The following is a 15,096-nucleotide window of genomic DNA, read 5'->3' on the forward strand; positions in this document are numbered from 1 at the left end:
GCCGCATGCGCCTGTTTCGCTTCACGACCTTGCTGATGACCCTGGCCGCCCCGATGGCGCATGCCGATGATCTGTATCAGGTCGAAATGATTCTGGTCCGGCAAAACGCCGTGCCGGCCATCGTCAGCCGCGCAGCGCCGGAAGACTGGGACGCCGGCGCACAACGCATCAGTCCCGACAGCCTGCGCACGCCAAGCCTGAATGGCGAGGTGGAAAAGCTCACCGCCAGCAATGACTACACAGTGTTGCTCCATAAAGCCTGGCAACAAACCCTGGGCGAGGAAGTGTCCAGGGTGGCGATCAGCGACGGTAAGGAACAATTCGGCCAGTTCCCGATCGAGGGCACATTGAGCATCAAGCAGGGGCGTTTTACCGACGTCGACGCCGACTTCTGGGTCAACCAGATCAACGCGGACGGCCTGGTTACCGCCAGCGAGCGCCTGAAGACCGACAGCCATACCAAGAACGGCCAACTGAATTTCCTCGACGCTGGCCACCTTGGCCTGCTGATCAAGATTACCTCGCTGACCGCTCCTGCGCCGCGCCCGGTTCCTGAAGAAATTCCGGACTGATACCTCCTATGTCCGCGCCCCTGAGCAAACCCCTGGCACCTTCCTGGGTCAGCCGATTCAAGGAACAGAGCCTGGAGCGCGGCCGGCGGTACGCGCTGGAAAACCGCGTGAGAATCGTCGAGGCCGGCGACTCGACGATTACGGCAGTTTGCGAAGGGTCTGGCGGTAACGTCTACCGTCAGACCATTCACTTGCGCGAGTCAGCCAAGGCTACCCTGCTGATGGTCGATGCCACGTGCACCTGCCCGGTACGCAACAACTGCAAGCATTGCGCAGCCGTGCTGCTCAAAGTCCAGGAAACCCTGGCCTACCCCGCCGCCGCACAAGATGCCGAACTGCTGGAAAAACTCCAGGCAGTTCTGGAAAACCGCAGCCCGAAGGCACCACCCCAGGTGCTGGTGGACAACGTGCAACCGGTTCCGCGCTTGTGGCTGGCGAGCATCGAGTTCAGTGCCTTCGAGCCGCGTAACGGGCGGATGCAACGCTATATCCAACACCGTGCCGCGCTTTCCTTCAGCTATCTGGATGAATACACCAGCGGGCAGAAAAATGCCGACGTGCTGATTCGCCAGGAAACACAGACGCTACGGATAAAACGCCATCCGGAAGTGGAACAAGCCTACAGGGAACAACTGCGAATCCTTGGCTTCAAGATCGCCACCCGCCAGAGCAAGGCCCTGCCGGAAAGCGCGGGTGAGCTGTATGAAATGGTCAACGACAGCGCCTGGCTGACGTTCACGCTCAATGAGCTACCCAAGCTTCGCGCCCAAGGCTGGGAGCTGGAGATCGACGAAGATTTCGGCTTCGACCTGACCGCCGTGGACGATTGGTACGCGACCGTCGAACAGGCACCGGAACGCGACTGGTTTGATCTTGAATTGGGCATCATCGTCAATGGCGAGCGGCTGAGCCTGCTGCCGATCCTGCTGAACCTGATGCGCTCCCATACCGAGATCCTCAACCCGGAACGCCTCGCCCGCCGCCGCGATGACGAATTGATCCTGGTGAATATCCCCAATCGCCCGAACTCGGAATACGGCCCACTGCAAGTCGCCCTGCCTTTCGGACGCTTGAAACCGGTGCTGGCGACCCTCGGCGAGTTCTACCTGCAAGAACCCGGCGAAACCACTCTGCGGTTGAGCAAGGCTGACGCCACGCGTCTCAATCCGCTGGAGGACATGCCCCTGCAGTGGGAAGGTGGCGAGCAGATCCGCACCTTTGCCCAGCGCCTGCGCGACATCCGCGACTACAGCGCGACTGCACCCCAAGGCTTGAACGCGACCTTGCGCCCTTATCAGCTCGAAGGCTTGAGCTGGATGCAGTCGCTGCGGCAATTGGAAGTCGGCGGCATCCTCGCGGATGACATGGGCCTGGGCAAGACCCTGCAAACCCTGGCCCATGTGCTCAGCGAGAAAAACGCCGGACGGCTCGACCGGCCGTGCATGGTGGTCATGCCCACCAGCCTGATTCCGAACTGGCTCGACGAAGCGGCGCACTTCACGCCGCAGCTCAAAGTACTGGCGCTGTACGGCGCCAGTCGCAAAAAACATTTTGACCATCTGGCCGATTACGACCTGATCCTCACCACCTATGCCCTGCTGCCCAAGGACGTCGAACGCTTGGCCGCACAACCACTGCATGTACTGGTGCTGGACGAAGCGCAGTACATCAAGAACCCGAACAGCAAGGCCGCGCATGCCGCGCGTGAACTCAATGCACGCCAACGCCTGTGCCTGAGCGGTACGCCACTGGAAAATCACTTGGGCGAACTGTGGTCATTGTTCCACTTCCTGTTGCCGGGCTGGCTGGGTGATGTGAAAAGCTTCAACCGCGATTACCGCGTACCGATTGAAAAACGCGCCAGCGAAGTCAGACTCCAGCACCTGAACGGTCGGATCAAGCCGTTCCTGCTGCGCAGGACCAAGGAGCAAGTGGCGACCGAGTTGCCGCCGAAGACGGAAATCATCCACTGGGTCGAGCTCAACGAAGCCCAACGCGATGTGTATGAAACCATGCGCCTGGCCATGGACAAGAAGGTGCGCGACGAAATCACCCGTAAAGGCGTGGCACGCAGCCAGATCATCATCCTCGAGGCACTGCTGAAGTTGCGCCAAGTGTGCTGCGACCTGCGCCTGGTCAACGACGCCACCCTGCCCGCTCGCGGCAGCACCTCAGGCAAGCTCGACAGCCTGATGGAAATGCTCGAGGAATTGTTCGAGGAAGGTCGGCGAATCCTGTTGTTTTCGCAGTTCACCTCGATGCTGACATTGATCGAGGCCGAGCTGGAGAAACGCGGTATCGACTATGCGCTGCTGACTGGCCAGACCCGCGACCGCCGCGCCCCCGTGAAGGACTTCCAGAGCGGCAAGCGTCAGATATTCCTGATCAGCCTGAAGGCAGGCGGCGTTGGCTTGAACCTGACGGAAGCGGACACCGTGATTCACTACGACCCATGGTGGAACCCGGCGACAGAGAACCAGGCGACCGACCGTGCCTACCGGATTGGCCAGGAAAAACCGGTGTTCGTCTACAAGATGATTGCACGCGGCACGGTCGAGGAAAAAATCCAGCACCTGCAAAAGGAAAAATCCGACCTCGCTGCGGGCGTGCTGGATGGGCGCAAAGCCGGGGACTGGAAGTTGCAGAGCGATGATATCGAAGCGTTGTTTGCGCCGTTACCGGACAAGTTGGATAAACGCTGAGGTTTGTGGTGCCTGTTACATCGCTATCGCGTGCAAGCCCGCTCCTACAGAGGCCGACATTGCACCTGTAGGAGCGAGCTTGTCGAGGCGTCGAACCGTCGCGATAGGGTCAACCCGGTATCAAGCCCTAATCAACCCCTGAGCACCCGCGCCAACGTCGACTTCACCTTACCCATCCCGTCATGCAGCGCCTGTTCGATCTCGGCCATGGTGATCACTGCCGTCGACTTGCCTGCCGCCGGATTCACTACCAATGCCAGGCAGGCATAATCCAGTTCCAGCTCACGAGCCAGTGCCGCTTCCGGCATGCCGGTCATGCCGACGATGTCGCAACCGTCACGTTCCAGCTTCGCGATTTCGGCAACCGTTTCCAGGCGTGGCCCCTGGGTGCAGGCATAAACGCCATGGCTGCTGTACGCGACACCCTCGGCCGCCAGCGCCGCGATCAGTTGCTGGCGCAGCGGCTCGCTGTACGGATAGCTGAAGTCAATGTGCGTGACCTGCTCCAGGTCATCGGCAAAATAGGTGTGCTGGCGACCGCTGGTGTAGTCGATCAGTTGATGCGGCACACAGAAATGCCCGGTGCCCATGGCCGCATGAATGCCACCGACGGCGTTGACCGCAAGAATCGCCTCGGCACCCGCCTGTTTCAACGCCCAGAGATTGGCACGGTAGTTCACCTGATGCGGTGGAAAACGGTGTGGATGGCCGTGACGGGCGAGGAACAACACTTCCTTACCGGCATACTCGCCGATCTGCACCTCGGCCGATGGCGCACCATAGGGCGTATCGACGGCCAGTGACTGACGAATACTCAGCCCTTCCAATTGGGTCAGGCCGGTGCCACCGATGATCGCGTAAACCGTCATAACGTAAAATCCTTATTCAATCAGTTGAGCGTCTTTGAGGGCGCCAATGGCGGTCAGCCATCGTGGGTCCTGACGATATTCGGTGCTGGCGCAGGCCTGGCCACGCATCCGGGCAATGCGAGCAGACGGCTTGACCTTCAGGCGCTGGGCGGCGCTCAGGGCAAGTTCTGCGGCTGCGCGATCATTGCACACCAGGCCCATGTCGCAACCGGCGGTCAGCGCCGCCTCGATGCGGCTCGCGGCATCGCCGACCACGTGGGCACCGGCCATCGATAAATCGTCGCTGAAGATCACGCCATCGAACTGCAGCTCGCCACGCAGGATGTCCTGCAACCAGCGGCGGGAAAATCCGGCCGGCTGGGAGTCGACCTGTGGATAGATCACATGGGCCGGCATGACCGCCGCCAGTTGCTGACTCAACCGTGCGAATGGCACCAGGTCGTTGGCGCGGATCTCATCGAGGCTGCGCTCGTCATTCGGAATGGCGACGTGGGAGTCCGCTTCAGCCCAACCATGTCCGGGGAAATGCTTGCCGGTGGCGGCCATGCCCGCGCTGTTCATTCCGCGAATAAATGCACCGGCCAGCAAGGCCGCACGCTGCGGGTCGCCTTCGAACGACCGGGTGCCGACCACGGCACTGCGTTGGTAATCCAGGTCCAGCACCGGAGCGAAGCTCAGGTCCAGGCCGACGGCCAGCACTTCGGTAGCCATGATCCAGCCGCACTGTTCGGCCAGGTATTCGGCATTCGGGTTATCGGCGATGGCGCGCATCGCCGGCAGGCGAACGAAGCCCTGGCGCAAGCGCTGGACCCGGCCGCCTTCCTGGTCCACGGCCAGCAGCAGATCAGGGCGAACCGCGCGGATTGCCGCGCTCAGCTCGCGAACTTGCCGGGGATGCTCGATATTGCGGGCAAAAATGATCAGGCCGCCCACTTCAGGTTGGCGCAATAATTGGCGATCTTCAGCCGTCAGCCATGTACCGGCGACGTCCACCATCAACGAGCCTTGCAGGCCAGCAGTCATAGAGATTCCTTGATAACGATGAACCCGGCTCGCACGCAATCGCTGTCGGGGACGGTACCCGGCAGGTCGGCGATATCAATGGGGAGTGGATTCAAAACGGGAGTGGGCATGGGCGGCTAGCTTAGCGGATGTCAGCTGCCGCGCCCACCCATGTACGGTCAAACCTTGGCGGCGACCGGCGTCGATTTGCTACGAGGACGCAACTGCGCAGTGGCCATGGCCGTATCGGTCACGCCGGTTTCGGCACGCATGCCAGCGGCCAGGAAAGGCACCATGAGGCGCATGACCTGCTCAATGGACGTATTGACACCGAAATCGGTTTCGGCAATCGCCCGCAGAGCCTTGATACCCGACATGCTGAAAGCTGCGGCCCCGAGCATGAAATGCACGCGCCAGAACAGTTCAATCGGAGGAATTCGCGGTGCGGCCTCGTTCACCAGCAACATGTAGCGGCGGAATACCTTGCCGTACATGTCTTCCAGGTAGCGACGCAGGTGACCCTGGCTCTGACTGAACGCCAGGCCGAGCAAACGCATGAAGATGGAAAGATCGTTGCCGCTGCGTGGCTGCACCACCAGTGCTTGTTCAACGAGGATTTCCAGCAGCTCTTCCAGGGAAGGCTTGTTTTCCGGCTTGGCCTGGCGGCGCTCCAGCTCTTTATCGAGACTCAGGCAGAACGGTCCGAGAAAGCGCGAGAAGACAGCCTGGATCAGCGCCTTTTTCGAACCGAAGTGATAGTTCACAGCCGCGAGGTTGACCCCAGCCTTGCTGGTGATCAAACGCAACGAGGTTTCAGCAAACCCTTTTTCCGCGAACAACTGCTCGGCAGCATCGAGAATGCGTTCAACGGTTTCCGACTGGGCCATGGCTACTCCGCCTGACAAACACTTGTTTGAAACATACGTTTCAGCCCTTGCGTTGTCAAGCCTGCCAGTTCGTTTTGGGAATGCTCGGTCAGCTATTTAACCATACATTAATGCCCTGTTAATCAGCACTGGGATCGACCGTCTGGCGGTCGGCAAAAAAGGGGCATTGCCAAGATGCTTTCACTGTATATAATCCCAGTCACTGTATAAAAAGACAGAGCGATCAAAATGCTAAAGCTGACGCCACGCCAAGCAGAGATTCTGAATTTCATCAAACGCTGCCTTGAAGACAATGGCTATCCACCTACTCGCGCGGAAATCGCCCAAGAGTTGGGTTTCAAGTCGCCCAACGCAGCGGAAGAGCACCTCAAGGCGCTGGCCCGCAAAGGCGCCATCGAGATGACGCCGGGCGCCTCCCGTGGTATCCGCATCCCCGGCTTCGAAGCCAAGGCCGACGAATCCACCTTGCCGATCATTGGCCGAGTCGCAGCCGGTGCCCCAATCCTCGCCGAACAGCACGTCGAAGAGTCCTGCAACATCAATCCTGCCTTCTTCCAGCCCCGTGCCGACTACCTGTTGCGGGTTCACGGCATGAGCATGAAGGACATCGGCATTTTTGATGGCGACCTGCTGGCTGTTCACACCACTCGCGAGGCTCGCAATGGCCAGATCGTGGTGGCACGGATCGGAGACGAAGTGACCGTCAAGCGGTTCAAGCGCGATGGCAGCAAAGTCTGGCTGATTGCCGAGAACCCTGAATTCGCCCCTATCGAAGTCAACCTGAAAGATCAGGAACTGGTGATCGAAGGCTTGAGTGTCGGCGTCATTCGCCGCTAAAGGAGGCTTTATGCAGTTCCCACACGCACCACAGCAAGCCCAACTGCCGCTGTTCGAGGCATTCATGATGCAGCCGATGGCGCCCATCCTGAAAGACGTGGTCGAGTCGCCCTGGAGCGCCGAACCTGAAGTCTTCAGCGAGCTATCATTGCGTGGCGCGGCCGGGAGCTGCCTGAGCCTTTTGGCACCGATTCTCCGTGACCTGAGCGAAGACCAGGATGCACGGTGGCTGACATTGATCGCCCCACCCGCCAGCGTGACACAAACCTGGCTACGGGATGCTGGCCTGAATCGTGAACGCATTCTGCTGTTGCAACCGCGCGGTAGCCAGAGCGCTCAGCAGTTGACCTGTGAGGCCTTGCGCCTGGGGCGCAGTCATACGGTCGTCAGCTGGCTCAATCCTTTGGGAACCACCGCACGGCAACAGTTGATTAGCGCGGCCCGCACAGGGGATGCACAAAGCTTGAATATTCGACTGGGCTAAACAAGGGGTGCGCCGTCTGACGCAGGGCTTCTCCAAGGACAGAGAAGCCGATCTGTAGGTGTATCGAAAAAAGCGACAAACGGGATCAGTGAAGGACCCGATTACCCTCATCCGTGTTGAATTCGCCCTCCACCAGGCGACCGGCCATCTGAACGCCGACGCTCAACATCGCCTTGGCGACCTCCACGTGCTGGCCTTGCAGGAACGCCTTGGCATCCTCGGAGAAATTCAAAGTAACCAGAGAACCCTCGTCCTCAGCCCTTCGCAGCTCGATTCGGCCGTCTGGTAACTCGACAATTTCTAGAAAGGACGTTGGCATAAAGGTCTGTACTCCACGAAAGGCCGGCATTATATAGGCATCGGTCAGGCTTCGCTGAGGATCTTGACCAAATGCCACCATGAAGAGAAATTTCTGACAGCAACTTCTGGATCAGCTCATTGCAACTGACCCCGGAGCTCAAGTCGTCAGCATTCGTTCAACCCTTCACGAAAGCGCAGCGCCAACGCCTTGAGGTTTTGCCGCCATGCTTCCAGTTCTTCGCGACTGAGTTCCTGAGGCTCGTCATCTTCATCCAGGTTAACGGCCACGATCAACGGTTGGGTCACGTCCCCCTTGGGTTTGTGAGGCGCCCGTGGCGGCTGAAACAGCGCCGCATGCGCCGACAGTAACCTGGCCAGCCAGGTTTCAGGATTTTGCGCCAGCTCGACCATCTCTGCCATTTCCGGAATGGCAATAGTCTCCAGCACTTCCCGGGTCAGCAGCATCTCGGCCCGTGGCGCATTTGCCTGCGGCAAGCGATAAAAGCCAGCGATCTCATGACAAAGCCCCAGCAACGCTCCATACAGGTGAAACAGTGCCGACTCACGCCCGGCCTGGATCAGCGCCAGGGAGTTCATCGCCCGCCCCTCTTCCGCCTTGGCAAGGGCCTCCAGCGATAGGCCGGCGAAATAGATCTTCTGGTTGGTACGGGTATAGAGTTCGTGGGCCATGACGGCAGCCTCCACAACGAAATAATTGCGTAACGCAGGTCAGACAGTGTCGGGGATCAGGCGATACCACCGCAAGCGCAAAAAAAGGCCGCATGCTGGATGCGGCCTTTTCATTCACTTTCGCTTAAGACTTCGCGGCAGGTCGCTTGTCTTCAACGGTCCACTTGCCACCGTCGTAGAACGCTTTCCAGCCGGTCGGTTTGCCGTCGACTTCGGTCTGCACGTATTGCTCCTTGGTCTTGCGGCTGTAGCGGATCACGGCCGGCAGGCCGTCCGGGTCCTTCTTCGGCGCTTCGCAGAGGAAGTGGTACTTCGGATCGATCTCATCCTTGTGCGGAATGATCTCAATGACCAGCGGAGCACGGGTTTCGCGGTTTTTCGGGAATTGGCTCGCCGCGAGGAACAGGCCGGAAGCACCGTCGCGCAAGATGTAGGTGTCGTTGACCTTTTCGCATTTGAGCTCAGGCATCTTCACCGGGTCCATCTTCGGCGGCGCCGCATCACCGCTCTTCAGCAGCTTGCGGGTGTTCTTGCACGTCGGATTGGTGCAACCGAAGAACTTGCCGAAACGGCCGGTCTTGAGCTGCATCTCGCTACCGCACTTGTCGCATTCCAGGCTCGGACCTTCATAGCCCTTGATACGGTAGCTGCCCTCTTCGATTTCATAGCCCGCGCAATCCGGGTTGTTACCGCAGATGTGCAACTTGCGCTTCTCATCGAGCAGGTACGCATCCATCGCCGTGCTGCAGATCGGGCAGCGATGCTTGCCGCGCAACACCAGCGACTCCGACTCACCCTCGTCGTCCGCGGCGATTTCGTCGCCGGGGACCAGGTTGACGGTGGCTTTGCAGCGCTCCTTCGGCGGCAGGCTGTAGCCCGAGCAGCCAAGGAACACCCCGGTCGAGGCAGTACGGATCTGCATCGGACGGCCACAGGTGGTGCACGGGATATCGGTCATCACCGGCTGGTTGGCACGCATGCCGTTTTCTGCACTTTCGGCGACTTCGAGCTTCTTCTTGAAGTCCCCGTAAAATTCGTCCAGCACGTTTTTCCAGTCGCGTTCGCCCTGGGCCACATCATCGAGATTCTCCTCCATGCCGGCGGTGAAGCCGTAGTCCATGAGGTTGGAGAAGCTCTCGGACAGGCGCTCGGTGACGATATCGCCCATCTTTTCCGAATAGAAACGGCGATTGTGCAACGCTACGTAGCCGCGATCCTGGATGGTCGAAATGATCGCCGCATAGGTCGAAGGACGACCGATGCCACGTTTTTCCATTTCCTTGACCAGGCTCGCTTCCGAGTAACGCGCCGGCGGCTTGGTGAAGTGCTGGGTCGGATCAAGCTTGATCAGCTTCATCGCATCGCCCTGAGCCATGTCAGGCAACACGTCATCATCACCTGGCTTGGCGATTTGCGGCATGACGCGGGTGTAGCCGTCGAACTTCAGGATGCGTCCTTTGGCACGCAGCTCGAACTCGCCAGCACCGACGGTCACGGTAGTCGACAGATATTGGGCCGGCAGCATCTGGCAGGCGAGGAACTGACGCCAGATCAGCTCGTAGAGGCGCTCAGCGTCACGCTCCATGCCCGACAGCTTCGCCGGCGTGGTGTTGGCGTCGGACGGACGAATCGCTTCGTGAGCCTCTTGTGCGCCTTCCTTACTGCTGTAGACGTTAGGCGATTCCGGCAGGTACTTCTTGCCGAACTCGCTTTCAATATAGGTACGCGCCATCGCCACGGCATCGGCCGAAAGGTTGGTCGAGTCCGTACGCATGTAGGTGATGTAGCCGGCTTCGTACAGACGCTGGGCCATCATCATGGTTTTCTTCACACCAAAGCCCAGGCGGTTACTCGCGGCCTGTTGCAGGGTGGAGGTGATGAACGGTGCCGACGGTTTGCTGCTGGTCGGCTTGTCTTCGCGCTTGACGATGCTGTAGCTGGAAGCCTTGAGCTTTTCCAGCGCGGCCATGGCCTGGGCTTCGTTCAACGGCTTGAAGGCCTCGCCCTTCTCGCGAGCCACGTCGAAGCGCACAGTCGCGCCCTTGGCGGTGCCCAGGTCGGCGTGGACTTCCCAGTACTCTTCCGGGATGAACGCGCGGATTTCACGTTCGCGCTCGACCACCAGCTTCACGGCAACCGATTGCACACGACCGGCGGACAGGCCACGGGCGATCTTGGCCCACAGCAGCGGCGAAACCATGTAACCCACCACGCGATCGAGGAAACGACGCGCCTGCTGCGCGTTGACGCGGTCGATATCCAGTTCGCCCGGCTCGGAGAAGGCTTCCTGGATCGCCTTCTTGGTGATTTCGTTGAACACCACACGCTTATAGCGGCTGTCGTCCCCACCGATGGCTTCGCGCAGGTGCCACGCAATGGCTTCCCCCTCGCGATCCAAGTCGGTTGCGAGATAGATGGTGTCAGCATCCTTGGCGAGCCGACGCAGCTCTTCAATGACTTTTTCCTTGCCCGGAAGGATCTCGTACTTGGCTTTCCAGCCATGATCGGGATCGACCCCCATGCGCGAAACCAGTTGATTGCGCGCCTTTTCCTTCGGTGTGAGCACCGGACCTTCGCCCGCAGCCTTGCCGCGCTTGGCGGCTGGCTCTTTGCTGGCGCTCGCCGAACCGCTGGTGGGCAGGTCTCGGATATGGCCGATACTCGACTTCACCACGTATTGGTTGCCCAGATACTTGTTGATGGTCTTGGCCTTAGCCGGGGATTCCACAATGACCAGCGATTTGCCCATGGATCAGAAAATTCCTGAATTCTAGAAGTGAAAGGCGGTTGGCGCCTGACGCGGCACCGCTATATATAGTGGCTGCAAGATGAGGTCAAGCGCAGGGTTTCGCGCGCACTCAGCTTATGGCTTCGAAAAAACGCTCGGTTCAGCCTGCACCAAAGCAAAGCGTGGCACCTGCTCGCCGTCAACCTCGACCGACTCCAGGAACATGCTCAAGGGACGCACCCAAAAGCCGTAATCGCCATACAGGGCTTGGTAAAAGACCACTTCTTCTTCCGTTTCCGAATGGCGCGCAATACTGAATACTCGGTATTGCGGACCCTTGTAATGCTGGTAGAGCCCAGGTTGTATCGGCATGTAATGGCCCTCACTCAAATCTTTTCAAAATAAAAATAAAAATAATGTCAGAAAAACAAAAACCGGGGCACTTGGCCCCGGCTTCCGTCAACGGAACGCTTAAACGCGTTCGAAGACGGTGGAGATGCCTTGGCCGAGACCAATGCACATGGTAGCCACCCCGAAGGTGCCGCCATTTTGCTTCATCACGTTCAGCAGGGTGCCGGAGATACGCGCACCGGAGCAACCGAATGGGTGACCCAGGGCGATCGCGCCGCCGTGCAGGTTAACCTTCTCGTTCATCTTGTCGAGCACTTTCAAATCTTTCAGCACTGGCAGGGCCTGTGCAGCGAAAGCTTCGTTGAGCTCGAAGAAGTCGATATCGTTGATGCCAAGGCCTGCGCGTTTCAAGGCTTTTTGCGTGGCCGGTACCGGACCATAGCCCATGATCGCCGGGTCCACACCTGCTACCGCCATCGAGCGAATCACCGCCAACGGCTGGATGCCCAGGTCCTGTGCACGCTGCGCCGACATCACGATCATGCACGAAGCACCGTCAGTGATCTGCGAGGAAGTACCGGCTGTCACGGTGCCGCCCTTGGGGTTGAATGCTGGCTTCAGAGCCGCCAGGCTTTCCAGGGTAGTTTCCGGACGAATGGTTTCGTCGTAGTCGAACAGTTTCAGGAAACCGTTCTCGTCATAGCCCTGCATCGGGATGATCTCGTCCTTGAACTTGCCTTCCACCGTCGCCTTGTGAGCGAGTTGGTGGGAGCGCACGCCAAAGGCGTCCTGCTGTTCGCGAGTGATGCCGTGCATTTTGCCCAGCATTTCCGCGGTCAGGCCCATCATGCCCGAGGCTTTCGCCGCGTACAGCGACATGTGCGGGTTCGGGTCGACACCGTGCATCATGCTCACGTGGCCCATGTGCTCGACGCCACCGACCACGAATACGTCACCGTTGCCGGTCATGATCGCTTGTGCGGCGGTGTGCAGCGCGCTCATCGACGAACCACACAGGCGGCTGACGGTCTGGCCGGCCGACGTGTGCGGGATCTGGGTCATCAGCGATGCCATGCGGGCGATGTTCCAGCCCTGCTCCAGGGTCTGGTTCACGCAGCCCCAGATCACGTCTTCGACTTCGTTCGGGTCGACCTTGACGTTGCGTTCCAGCAGTTTGCTGATCAGGTGTGCCGACATGTCTTCGGCACGGGTGTTGCGGTGCATGCCGCCCTTGGAGCGGCCCATCGGAGTACGACCGAAGTCGACAATCACGACGTCTCTAGGATTCAAGCTCATAAGTTCACTCTCACTCTAGTTGGGGGCGCTTAACCGAAGAAGCTCTGGCCGTTCTTGGCCATTTCACGCAGCTTCGCGGTCGGGTGGTACAGCGCGCCCAAATCAGCGTACTGGTCAGCCAGGGCAACGAACTGTGCAACACCGATCGAGTCGATGTAGCGCAGCGCACCGCCACGGAATGGAGGGAAACCAATACCGTAGACCAGACCCATGTCGGCTTCGGCGGCGGTTTCGACGATGCCGTCTTCCAGGCAACGCACGGTTTCCAGGCAGAGCGGGATCATCATCCAGTTGATGATGTCTTCGTCAGTGACTTCGCGCTGCTCGTAGACGATCGGCTTGAGCACTTCCAGCACCGACGGATCGGCGACTTTCTTCTGCTTGCCCTTCTTGTCAGCCTCGTAGGCGTAGAAACCCTTGCCGTTCTTCTGGCCCAGGCGCTTGGCTTCATAGAGAACGTCGATTGCCGAACGGCGATCGTCCTTCATCCGATCCGGGAAGCCTTCAGCCATCACGTCACGGCCGTGGTGGCCCGTGTCGATGCCGACGACGTCCATCAGGTAGGCAGGGCCCATCGGCCAGCCGAACTTTTCCATGATCTTGTCGATACGGACGAAGTCCACACCGGCGCTGACCAGCTTGGCGAAACCACCGAAGTACGGGAACAGCACACGGTTGACCAGGAAGCCCGGGCAGTCATTGACGACGATCGGGTTCTTGCCCATTTTCTTGGCGTAAGCAACGGTGGTGGCGACGGCCTGCTCGCTGGACTTCTCGCCACGGATCACTTCCACCAGCGGCATCATGTGCACCGGGTTGAAGAAGTGCATGCCGACGAAGTTTTCCGGACGCTTAAGAGCCTTGGCCAGCAAGCTGATGGAAATGGTCGAGGTGTTGGAAGCGAGGATGGTGTCCTCTTTGACCTTGTCTTCGACTTCAGCCAGTACGGCTTGCTTGACCTTCGGATTCTCGACGACGGCTTCAACCACCAGGTCCACGTGACCGAAGTCACCGTAGGACAGCGTCGGACGAATGCCGTTGAGCACTTCAGCCATCTTCGCCGCGGTCATGCGACCTTTTTCAACGCGGCTGACCAGCAGCTTGGCGGCTTCTGCCAGGCCCTGCTCGATGCCGTGCTCGTTGATGTCCTTCATCAGGATCGGCGTACCCTTGGAAGCCGACTGATAGGCGATGCCGCCACCCATGATGCCGGCGCCCAATACGGCAGCCTGCTTCACATCGCTGGCGATCTCGTCGTAGGCCTTGGCCTTTTTCTTCAGCTCCTGATCGTTCAGGAACAAGCCGATCAGGCTCTGCGCAGCTGAGGTCTTGGCCAGCTTGACGAAACCGGCCGCTTCGACTTCCAGCGCCTTGTCGCGACCGAAGTTCGCGGCTTTCTGGATGGTCTTGATCGCTTCAACCGGCGCCGGGTAGTTCGGGCCCGCTTGACCGGCCACAAAACCTTTGGCGGTTTCGAAGGCCATCATCTGCTCGATGGCGTTCAGTTTCAGTTTTTCCAGCTTCGGCTGACGCTTGGCCTTGTAGTCGAACTCGCCGGAAATGGCGCGTTTGATCAGTTCCAGTGCGGCGTCCTGCAGCTTCTCAGGCGCAACCACGGCGTCGACGGCACCGACTTTCAGTGCGTCTTCAGCACGGTTTTCCTTGCCGGCGGCAATCCACTCGATGGCGTTGTCGGCACCGATCAGACGCGGCAGGCGAACGGTACCACCGAAGCCCGGGTAGATACCCAGCTTGACTTCCGGCAGACCGATCTTGGCGCTGGTGGACATGACGCGGTAGTCCGCAGCCAGGCACATTTCCAGACCGCCGCCCAGGGCGATGCCGTTGATCGCGGCTACGGTCGGGACGTTGAGGTCTTCGAAATCGCTGAAGATTTTGTTGGCTTCGAGGTTGCCAGCAACAAGCTCTGCATCCGGCAGCTTGAAGTTGTCGACAAATTCGGTGATGTCGGCGCCGACGATGAACACGTCCTTGCCACTGCTGACGATCACACCCTTGATCGACGCATCTGCCTTGATGGTGTCTACGGCCTGACGCAATTCATTCAGGGTTAGACGGTTGAACTTGTTGACGGACTCACCCTTGAGGTCGAACTTCAGTTCGACGATGCCACTTTCAAGAGCCTTAACCGTGATGGCTTTACCTTCGTAAATCATCAACTGATCTCCACGATATGGAAGCTGAACAGTACACGTCGGAAGCAGGCGAATGGCTGGCAGGGACGACCTCGTCGATGCTACGCCAATCCACCCGACACACCCGCCAACGCGATAGTCGGGATTCTGTTGGAGCGCGCTCTAATGCAAACGCTCAATTCATACGCCCGTTTGATTTGGGTACGCCACCTTCACGGAATT

At 59.3% G+C, this 15,096-nt stretch carries 13 protein-coding genes; 4 read left to right on the forward strand and 9 right to left on the reverse strand.

The window, feature by feature from the left end:
- Positions 1–5: 5 nt before the first annotated feature.
- The gene (locus AB4N33_RS12570) at positions 6–572 is read left to right on the forward strand and encodes a CsiV family protein (protein ID WP_460116863.1); all 567 of its coding nucleotides are present in this window, start codon (positions 6–8) and stop codon (positions 570–572) included.
- Positions 573–580: 8 nt separating this feature from the next.
- Positions 581–3,274 carry an SNF2-related protein gene (locus AB4N33_RS12575; protein WP_476457453.1) on the forward strand — a complete coding sequence of 898 codons (2,694 nt, stop codon included), beginning with the start codon at positions 581–583 and terminating at the stop codon, positions 3,272–3,274.
- Between the two features lie 131 nt (positions 3,275–3,405).
- Here the strand turns inward: AB4N33_RS12575 and AB4N33_RS12580 are convergent, their stop codons facing one another.
- The 3 genes from AB4N33_RS12580 to AB4N33_RS12590 all read right to left on the reverse strand — a co-directional run bounded on the left by AB4N33_RS12580 (position 3,406) and on the right by AB4N33_RS12590 (position 6,032).
- Positions 3,406–4,143: an S-methyl-5'-thioinosine phosphorylase gene (locus tag AB4N33_RS12580; RefSeq protein WP_476457454.1), complete on the reverse strand. Its 738-nt coding sequence runs from the start codon at positions 4,141–4,143 to the stop codon at positions 3,406–3,408.
- A 12-nt stretch (positions 4,144–4,155) separates the two neighbouring features.
- Positions 4,156–5,166, reverse strand: coding sequence for a beta-N-acetylhexosaminidase (gene nagZ / locus AB4N33_RS12585; protein ID WP_460116868.1), 1,011 nt, complete (start codon positions 5,164–5,166; stop codon positions 4,156–4,158).
- A gap of 158 nt (positions 5,167–5,324) precedes the next feature.
- Positions 5,325–6,032: a TetR/AcrR family transcriptional regulator gene (locus tag AB4N33_RS12590; protein WP_460116870.1), complete on the reverse strand. Its 708-nt coding sequence runs from the start codon at positions 6,030–6,032 to the stop codon at positions 5,325–5,327.
- A gap of 228 nt (positions 6,033–6,260) precedes the next feature.
- Here AB4N33_RS12590 and lexA point away from each other — a divergent pair, with 228 nt between their 5' ends.
- Together lexA and sulA are read left to right on the forward strand one after the other, a co-directional pair.
- The gene (lexA, locus tag AB4N33_RS12595; protein WP_460116871.1) at positions 6,261–6,869 is read left to right on the forward strand and encodes a transcriptional repressor LexA; all 609 of its coding nucleotides are present in this window, start codon (positions 6,261–6,263) and stop codon (positions 6,867–6,869) included.
- 10 nt (positions 6,870–6,879) lie between these two features.
- Positions 6,880–7,353 (forward strand): SOS-induced cell division inhibitor SulA, encoded by a 474-nt coding sequence (gene sulA, locus AB4N33_RS12600; RefSeq protein WP_460116872.1) that lies wholly within the window; start codon positions 6,880–6,882, stop codon positions 7,351–7,353.
- A gap of 85 nt (positions 7,354–7,438) precedes the next feature.
- Here the strand turns inward: sulA and AB4N33_RS12605 are convergent, their stop codons facing one another.
- The 6 genes from AB4N33_RS12605 to fadB all read right to left on the reverse strand — a co-directional run bounded on the left by AB4N33_RS12605 (position 7,439) and on the right by fadB (position 14,895).
- Positions 7,439–7,672: a hypothetical protein gene (locus tag AB4N33_RS12605; protein WP_460116874.1), complete on the reverse strand. Its 234-nt coding sequence runs from the start codon at positions 7,670–7,672 to the stop codon at positions 7,439–7,441.
- 146 nt (positions 7,673–7,818) lie between these two features.
- The gene (locus AB4N33_RS12610; protein WP_460116875.1) at positions 7,819–8,343 is read right to left on the reverse strand and encodes a DUF6586 family protein; all 525 of its coding nucleotides are present in this window, start codon (positions 8,341–8,343) and stop codon (positions 7,819–7,821) included.
- 124 nt (positions 8,344–8,467) lie between these two features.
- Entirely contained in the window at positions 8,468–11,092 is a 2,625-nt protein-coding gene (gene topA / locus AB4N33_RS12615) for a type I DNA topoisomerase (protein ID WP_460116877.1), read from the reverse strand.
- A 114-nt stretch (positions 11,093–11,206) separates the two neighbouring features.
- Positions 11,207–11,443, reverse strand: coding sequence for a DUF1653 domain-containing protein (locus tag AB4N33_RS12620; protein WP_123365569.1), 237 nt, complete (start codon positions 11,441–11,443; stop codon positions 11,207–11,209).
- A 99-nt stretch (positions 11,444–11,542) separates the two neighbouring features.
- Positions 11,543–12,718: an acetyl-CoA C-acyltransferase FadA gene (gene fadA / locus AB4N33_RS12625; protein ID WP_096512656.1), complete on the reverse strand. Its 1,176-nt coding sequence runs from the start codon at positions 12,716–12,718 to the stop codon at positions 11,543–11,545.
- 29 nt (positions 12,719–12,747) lie between these two features.
- Positions 12,748–14,895 carry a fatty acid oxidation complex subunit alpha FadB gene (fadB, locus tag AB4N33_RS12630; RefSeq protein ID WP_460116879.1) on the reverse strand — a complete coding sequence of 716 codons (2,148 nt, stop codon included), beginning with the start codon at positions 14,893–14,895 and terminating at the stop codon, positions 12,748–12,750.
- Between the last annotated feature and the right edge of the window lie 201 nt (positions 14,896–15,096).

The sequence above is a fragment of the Pseudomonas sp. S1_E05 genome, assembly GCF_056337105.1.

Bases quoted from the DNA above. Each gene is read 5' to 3' on its own strand.
- sulA (WP_460116872.1), top strand. From the start codon at position 6,880: ATGCAGTTCCCACACGCACCACAGCAAGCCCAACTGCCGCTGTTCGAG.
- AB4N33_RS12580 (WP_476457454.1), bottom strand. From the start codon at position 4,143: ATGACGGTTTACGCGATCATCGGTGGCACCGGCCTGACCCAATTGGAA.
- topA (WP_460116877.1), bottom strand. From the start codon at position 11,092: ATGGGCAAATCGCTGGTCATTGTGGAATCCCCGGCTAAGGCCAAGACC.
- nagZ (WP_460116868.1), bottom strand. From the start codon at position 5,166: ATGACTGCTGGCCTGCAAGGCTCGTTGATGGTGGACGTCGCCGGTACA.
- AB4N33_RS12605 (WP_460116874.1), bottom strand. From the start codon at position 7,672: ATGCCAACGTCCTTTCTAGAAATTGTCGAGTTACCAGACGGCCGAATC.
- fadA (WP_096512656.1), bottom strand. From the start codon at position 12,718: ATGAGCTTGAATCCTAGAGACGTCGTGATTGTCGACTTCGGTCGTACT.
- fadB (WP_460116879.1), bottom strand. From the start codon at position 14,895: ATGATTTACGAAGGTAAAGCCATCACGGTTAAGGCTCTTGAAAGTGGC.
- AB4N33_RS12575 (WP_476457453.1), top strand. From the start codon at position 581: ATGTCCGCGCCCCTGAGCAAACCCCTGGCACCTTCCTGGGTCAGCCGA.
- AB4N33_RS12610 (WP_460116875.1), bottom strand. From the start codon at position 8,343: ATGGCCCACGAACTCTATACCCGTACCAACCAGAAGATCTATTTCGCC.
- AB4N33_RS12620 (WP_123365569.1), bottom strand. From the start codon at position 11,443: ATGCCGATACAACCTGGGCTCTACCAGCATTACAAGGGTCCGCAATAC.
- AB4N33_RS12570 (WP_460116863.1), top strand. From the start codon at position 6: ATGCGCCTGTTTCGCTTCACGACCTTGCTGATGACCCTGGCCGCCCCG.
- AB4N33_RS12590 (WP_460116870.1), bottom strand. From the start codon at position 6,032: ATGGCCCAGTCGGAAACCGTTGAACGCATTCTCGATGCTGCCGAGCAG.
- lexA (WP_460116871.1), top strand. From the start codon at position 6,261: ATGCTAAAGCTGACGCCACGCCAAGCAGAGATTCTGAATTTCATCAAA.